Annotated in this window: 7 protein-coding genes; 4 read left to right on the forward strand and 3 right to left on the reverse strand. The window is 52.4% G+C overall.

Annotation, left to right across the window (positions count from 1 at the left end):
• Nucleotide 1 precedes the first annotated feature (1 nt).
• On the reverse strand, nucleotides 2-310 hold the full coding sequence (locus ACR0AA_RS19495; RefSeq protein WP_480756885.1) for a hypothetical protein: 309 nt from the start codon (nucleotides 308-310) through the stop codon (nucleotides 2-4).
• Nucleotides 311-755: 445 nt separating this feature from the next.
• Nucleotides 756-1,508 (reverse strand): Crp/Fnr family transcriptional regulator, encoded by a 753-nt coding sequence (locus ACR0AA_RS19500; protein WP_480665633.1) that lies wholly within the window; start codon nucleotides 1,506-1,508, stop codon nucleotides 756-758.
• A gap of 135 nt (nucleotides 1,509-1,643) precedes the next feature.
• Here ACR0AA_RS19500 and ACR0AA_RS19505 point away from each other — a divergent pair, with 135 nt between their 5' ends.
• Together ACR0AA_RS19505 and ACR0AA_RS19510 are read left to right on the forward strand one after the other, a co-directional pair.
• On the forward strand, nucleotides 1,644-1,877 hold the full coding sequence (locus ACR0AA_RS19505) for a hypothetical protein (RefSeq protein WP_480649454.1): 234 nt from the start codon (nucleotides 1,644-1,646) through the stop codon (nucleotides 1,875-1,877).
• Between the two features lie 637 nt (nucleotides 1,878-2,514).
• Entirely contained in the window at nucleotides 2,515-3,147 is a 633-nt protein-coding gene (locus ACR0AA_RS19510) for a tyrosine-type recombinase/integrase (RefSeq protein WP_480665641.1), read from the forward strand.
• Between the two features lie 153 nt (nucleotides 3,148-3,300).
• On the opposite strand, the gene ACR0AA_RS19515 is transcribed toward ACR0AA_RS19510, so the two are convergent.
• Nucleotides 3,301-4,614: a serine hydrolase domain-containing protein gene (locus ACR0AA_RS19515; protein ID WP_480666286.1), complete on the reverse strand. Its 1,314-nt coding sequence runs from the start codon at nucleotides 4,612-4,614 to the stop codon at nucleotides 3,301-3,303.
• Nucleotides 4,615-4,951: 337 nt separating this feature from the next.
• Here ACR0AA_RS19515 and ACR0AA_RS19520 point away from each other — a divergent pair, with 337 nt between their 5' ends.
• Nucleotides 4,952-5,215 (forward strand): DUF3489 domain-containing protein, encoded by a 264-nt coding sequence (locus ACR0AA_RS19520; protein WP_480665643.1) that lies wholly within the window; start codon nucleotides 4,952-4,954, stop codon nucleotides 5,213-5,215.
• Entirely contained in the window at nucleotides 5,212-5,625 is a 414-nt protein-coding gene (locus ACR0AA_RS19525) for a DUF2924 domain-containing protein (RefSeq protein WP_480665644.1), read from the forward strand. The genes ACR0AA_RS19520 and ACR0AA_RS19525 overlap by 4 nt, the downstream gene beginning before the upstream one ends.
• The last annotated feature ends 441 nt before the right edge of the window (nucleotides 5,626-6,066 follow it).

The raw sequence follows: 6,066 nt of genomic DNA on the forward strand, positions 1-6,066 counted from the left end.
TCTATTCCTCCTGCGGGGAAAGCGCCGCATCGCTGTCATTGTTAGATGTGGCCAAGGTCTGGTCGTGCTTGAGCGCCAGTTCAAAATCTTCTGGGTCAATTGGGCGCACTTCCGTGCGGCCTGGCTTGCTGCCTTTGCCCCGAACTGTCAGGTAGGTTCCGGTTCTGCGATATGCTTCGAAACTCAGGCCCTGCAGTAGCTCTTCTTCGACAACTACTTCATACTCGCCTGCAGGAAGTACATCCGGGTAGCCGGACAAAGAGAACGGATTTGAAAACGTCACCAAAGAACTGGACGATCTTGTGCTCACCTTTGTCCTCCATTTAGTTTGTTGGATCTTCCCCGCGCAGTCTGCCGCGGTACACGCTCGTAAGCGCCGCGGTAGTACTGGCGTTGTAATTTAGAATAATGTGCAAATGGCAGACGCGCGCTGATCGATGTTAGTCTGCGGCCAATGACCTGAGATTTTATTGGAATCTCAAATGCATTTGGTGCCCGAGGATCAGGTACTGCCAAAAATTGACTAACCTGCGTCAGTGCAACGATGTTTGGATTCCGGCAACGTGATGTGTGTTGGCGGGATATTTGCTGGCGTGTTCTTAACGAGTATTTGAGAAGCGCAGGAAATCCAGTACCGCAATCGGACTGTATTTATCTTGCGCTTCTTTTTCAGTGAAATCCCAAATCTGCCGAAGCGAAATCCGTCTCTAACAGGCAACGATCATCAAAATCCCGGCATCGCTGTAGGGGTGAACTTATTGCTTCAACAGTGGCCCGGCCTGATCCAGATAAGTGGGGTCAAAACCGGCCAACGTCACCAGTCCTTCATAATCATCAAATACCACTTGCCCGGATTGAAAAGTAACCAGCCCCTTCTCCCGCAGTTGCCGTAGGACACGATTAACATGTACAGCACTCAGTCCCAGTGCATCGGCAAGGTGGTATTGTGTCAGGGGGCAGGCGTATCCCGTCTTGCTTGCCATCCCGACCTGAGTCAGCCTCACACCAAGTTCCAATAGAAAATGCGCCATGCGCTCACCCGCATCTCGCCGTCCTATGTTGACCAGGTGCTCAACCACCATCGCTTCATCTCGGGAGACCGCCCAAAGAATTGCTGTCGCCAGCCGGGGCGTTTGCGCAAATGCTTCCAGGAGATCATCCACTACTACCTCAATGGCTTGGATTTCCATAATTGGTTCTATGCTGTGATCCGAGGTGTGCAGCAGAACGCTCCGCAAGCCCAGAAAGTCACCCGGTATTTGGAAATCGACGATCTGACGCGACCCGTCTGTCTGGGTTTTGTAGGAACAAACCCAGCCCGAGGCCAGAATGTAGGCAGCCTGCTCTGATTGCCCTTGATGCACAAGATCACGTCCCGCTTCAAAGGTTCTGCGGCGTTTGTGCAGGCGTGCTAATACCGCAAGTTCAACCTCAGTCAGAGCGACGAAGTTTAAGAGCTTTCGGGTGAGTGGACTGTTTTTGATAGCGCGCAAGTGTTCTTCCTTCATCGATGAGCAGCCCGCGAAACTATCCGACGCCAAGACTGCTTTCGATCAGTTAAGTATACAGCAATCTATGCCAGTATGATGCAATTCATCGTGGCGCTTCCTTGCTTGGACGCCTGTTACAAAAGGACGTCTACCATGGCCGACCGGCAAGACCACTCAGGAATGGCCGCACTCTCAATCTGCGAAGCGCTTTTGCTTGCAATAAAAGATCGTGAGCTCCTGCCCGAACATGAGATAGTGGGAGTTTTGCGTGACGCAGCCGCTGCCCACGAAGCAGCGGTCGGCAATAACGATGAAAAGGACATGCACCAGGCCGCCGCTGTTCTGATAAACAAGATCATTGCTTCCGGCTATCGCGTTCGGCAGTAACGTTAATTTCCTGTCAGAAAAACAAGATTACGCTCGTCAAAAAAGCATAACAACAAATAGGAGCACCATTGGTGCCTCGTTCCTGATCAATTCAAACACGAAGCAGGAACCAAAGTTCCAATCTCTGCAATATCTCGACTTAATGAAAAATTCCACGACCGCGACTTACTCCCTCTTCCCCGCCACCTGCGTGAGCCACAACGAGAATTTGCTTACTGGCTGAAGGCCCGCATGGCCTGTCCTGCTGCACTGCCTGCGACAACGCAAACGTTGGCTTTGTTCGGTGTCTAAGTTGCTGATCCTATGTGCCGCAAAACTAGAGTTTGATAGTATCGCATCATCATAGCTTTGAATGACCGGTCTGGCGACAACAGCTGCAACGCAGCGATGAATGCGCTGCGACAGCAAATCAATGCTGCGTCAGCAATTGCCGCAATCGCACAAGTCCGGTTTTGTCCGCAACGCGGTCATCGACTTCATTTCGTCAAATGTCCGTCCTGATCGAAAGCGGTCATTAATGTGTTGACCCACTGTTTCAGATGCGAGTGATTGGTTCTTGCGAAGGCAGAGGCATTAAGTTGCGCAGGTTGACAGGGTGCCGATGCCTGGTGTGGGAGGGCTGGATGGAGACTTCGCTATGTATAGTATTCAGCTTCCTATAGTCAGACCGACCCGTCCGCTTTGGAAAAAGGGCCGAATTGTTGGCCAGAAACGTCCCCTGCAGCCAAGACTAGTCTGGGCAATTCGTGCGCGTCTCGAACTCGCTGGGAGCCAGCGCAACCTCGTGCTGTTCAACCTCGCGCTCGACAGCAAACTTCGCGGATGCGATCTTGTTTGGTTGAAAGTGGCCGATCTTGTCGTTGCCGGAGCAGTCCAAAACCGAGTGTCGGTCATCCAGAGCAAGACAGGCAGGCCAGTTAAGTTCGAGGTGTCGGAGAGCACGCGACGATCGATTCTTGAGTGGGTCACGTCGCCCGCCACGCTAGGTCGCAGGTTCCTCTTTCCGAGCAGGCTCCACGCTTCGTCTCACCTGTCGACTCGGCAATACGCGCGTCTCGTCCGCAAATGGGTGTCTATCATCGGACTAGAGCCTTGTGGATACGGGACGCATTCCCTGCGTCGCACTAAGGCGGCTCTGATATATCAAAAGACCGGCGACCTTCGGGCCGTCGAGCTTCTGCTCGGACATACAAAAGTAGATAGCACGGTTAGGTATCTTGAAATCGAATTCGACGATGCATTGAGCATTGCAGAGAAGATCGATCATTGAGGATTTGGCGGACGGCATCAGCCGTCCGTCATCTCAACTTAAACCGAGTGTTCAAACGTCTAGACGCGAACGGCCGCTCCTCTGGATAGCAGACTTTATTCCTTCTGCGTTCGATGACCTACTTGCGGACAAACCGGACTGTCCCCAGTAGCTTCAATCTCCCGCCAAGTAATCGTTGATTGCGTCAATCGCCGCGTATGTGAAATCATCGTAGAACGCGCCTGTCGACTGAGGTTGTGAGGCTTGCCTGATGAAGGCCGTGTTGTTAGCTCGATCAATGTAAATCCACTGACCGTGAATGCCGAGCGCGGTGAAGGCTTCACGGCCTTCGTTGTGACGCACCCACCATTGTGCACGATAGCTACCTTCTCCATCGGGCATTTCGTTGACATTGGGACCATTCGTCCAGGCGTCTCTATCACCCCCTGTTTCCAACGCTTCGATTACGGCCTCAGGTACGACGACTTCACCGTTAACCATTCCATCATTCAGCATCATGGTAGCAAATCGTGCCAAGTTGTGCGGTGTTGCATTCAGTCCACCGCCAGCAAATAGGGTGCCATTTTGATCAAGCAAAACGTAGGTCTCACCTTCAGCGCCGACCTTTTCCATTAGTTCTGTGAGTTGGTCAAAGAAAGACTGATCTGTCACACGATTGGTGACCCAGTTGACCACGTCTGTTTTGGGGGTTTGGTAGTGAAACACTTCTCCATGCGCATGTTCTGGATCAATGTCCAGGGTCGGCAAATACCCATAAATGCTGTCAGGCAAGTCCTCTCCAGGGTTGGAGGGAAGCAGGCCAAGAACGCGTCCATACTGTTGGATTCCGGAATTGGGGTCAGCATATTCTTCCGTAAACGCCATAGAATTAGTCATATCCAGAGCTTGGCCAAAGGTTGCTTCTCCAAAAGCTCCAGAGGGTGCCAGTTCCGGAATGATTTCTTTCAAAGGAGCGTCTTCTTGAACAAGCCCCGCGTCGACGGCCATTAGGCCGAAGAGACCTGCAAACGATTTGGTCACCGACATCATTTGGTGCGGTTGATCGGCGTGCATGCCGTTTAGATATCTTTCGAAGACAATAGTATCGCCTCTCAGAACCAAAAATGCATCTGTGTAAGTTTGCTCCAGGAAGCCATCGAGACCCACATTCTCGCCATCTGGATGAGCGATACTCAGTCTTTCAATCCCTCCGTCTGGGGAGACTTTCAACTTGCGTGGCGCTGTGGAGGGAGGGATGTTCGCCGAGGGATAGAATTGGCGCATGTTTTGGTAGGACCAGCGATTGTATGGCACGCCAAACAACGCGTTATTACGAGTGACACGCTTGTCGGCCGAAGGTGGGAAGCCTTTCATAAGACCGAGTTCATTATGTGTGGCGTAAGGATTGTCCCCATGCTCATCGGCTGACGAAAAAGTCGTTGAAATGGAAATAATTGCAACTGTTGTGGCAAGCGTTTTGATAAACATTTTTTTGAACCCTCCCAAGATGAGATTAACACATCAGGTTTTTTGAACGTTCGCAACTTTCTTGCGCGAGCAACTCTTGCGGTTTGGGAGTATGAAAGGCTGCTCTGGGCTCGATGCTGACATCCGAGCATTTTACTCAGATGACTGCTTAAGAGCGGAAAGCAGACACAGAAGCCTGTGCCCTGCGATCGGGTTAGGCGAGAACATTTTTTACAATTGGACTGGACTTCCTGGCGGTTCAGAGCGGTACTGACTGTGTCGCATTCGCCCGGGATCGCCGGGCTCCACTCAGTACGGGGCGAGGGATGGACCTTTGCCCGCAGAGTGAAGAAACACGATGACAAAACCAAATACGGCAACCCAAAGTTTAGGCATATCTGCACAGGTTGCCGACCAGCCAACCCGGCATAAGCAGCTTCACCGAATGCTGACACGGGAATCAGGCGTCACAATCGCGCAGCTTCAAAAGACCTTCGGTTGGCAGGCGCACACGGCACGGGCCGCGATATCCGCGCAACGCAAAGCGGGATGTGTGGTCGACAGACAGGAAACCGACAAGGGATCGGTTTACCGGATTGTCGATGAGCAGGGCACCCAATGAAAACGAAGCAAGACGAAGAAATGTCGATCCTGATATCAGAGATCGAAACTTTCGATCGCGCCGTCTGTCTCGAGTGCTGGCGCGAGACCTTCGGACGCTCGCCACCAAAGTATCTGTCACCAAAGTTTATGAAGCGGGTGCTGATCTGGGATATGCAAAACAAAGCGCTGGGCAGTGTGTCAGCGAAAACCACCCGACGCCTGAAGCAGATTGCGGCTGGGAAAGTGTTGCCCACGACCGCGAGGCCTGGGTCTCATCTGGTCCGGGAGTGGAACGGACGGACATATCAGGTCGAAGTCCTTGAAGGCGGGTACGTCATGGATGGTAAAAGCTGGCGGTTCCTGTCAGCGATTGCAAAGCACATTACCGGGGCGCACTGGTCAGGCACGCGCTTCTTCGGGGTACGGTGATGCGCCGGATCCGCTGCGCCATCGCATCGGGTGAGCAGCCAGATGGCCTGACGTCTGATTATCTCATTAAGTCAGGTGTACCGGCTTCGTGGGCTGAGCAAAGCGAACAGTTCGCAAAGCTCTGAGCAAAGCCAACCAACAATCCACCAAACTCGAGCCGCCGAAATGGCAAACAGAGACTACAGGCTAAAATCGGGCTTGTTTGCTCTCTGTCCCGTGTCTCTATCAGAATTTGCTCATGCTAAGCCGCGGAAATCACGCGGCAATATCGTCGCAATCTCTCGTCAGCTAAAAATTAAGGAGTGGGTGGCTGTGCGGACAGTTTCCAGCTAGGGTCAGGATGCATTGATTTTCAAAGCGCTGCGTGATTCACGGCTCGAAAACCGGAGCGGTGATATGAGCGACCTTTTCTGGCTGACTGCTGAGCAGATGGCCAAACTT

It is taken from the genome of Ruegeria sp. CE8, assembly GCF_056537465.1.

Bases quoted from the DNA above. Each gene is read 5' to 3' on its own strand.
- ACR0AA_RS19500 (WP_480665633.1), bottom strand. From the start codon at position 1,508: ATGAAGGAAGAACACTTGCGCGCTATCAAAAACAGTCCACTCACCCGA.
- ACR0AA_RS19505 (WP_480649454.1), top strand. From the start codon at position 1,644: ATGGCCGACCGGCAAGACCACTCAGGAATGGCCGCACTCTCAATCTGC.
- ACR0AA_RS19510 (WP_480665641.1), top strand. From the start codon at position 2,515: ATGTATAGTATTCAGCTTCCTATAGTCAGACCGACCCGTCCGCTTTGG.
- ACR0AA_RS19515 (WP_480666286.1), bottom strand. From the start codon at position 4,614: ATGTTTATCAAAACGCTTGCCACAACAGTTGCAATTATTTCCATTTCA.
- ACR0AA_RS19520 (WP_480665643.1), top strand. From the start codon at position 4,952: ATGACAAAACCAAATACGGCAACCCAAAGTTTAGGCATATCTGCACAG.
- ACR0AA_RS19525 (WP_480665644.1), top strand. From the start codon at position 5,212: ATGAAAACGAAGCAAGACGAAGAAATGTCGATCCTGATATCAGAGATC.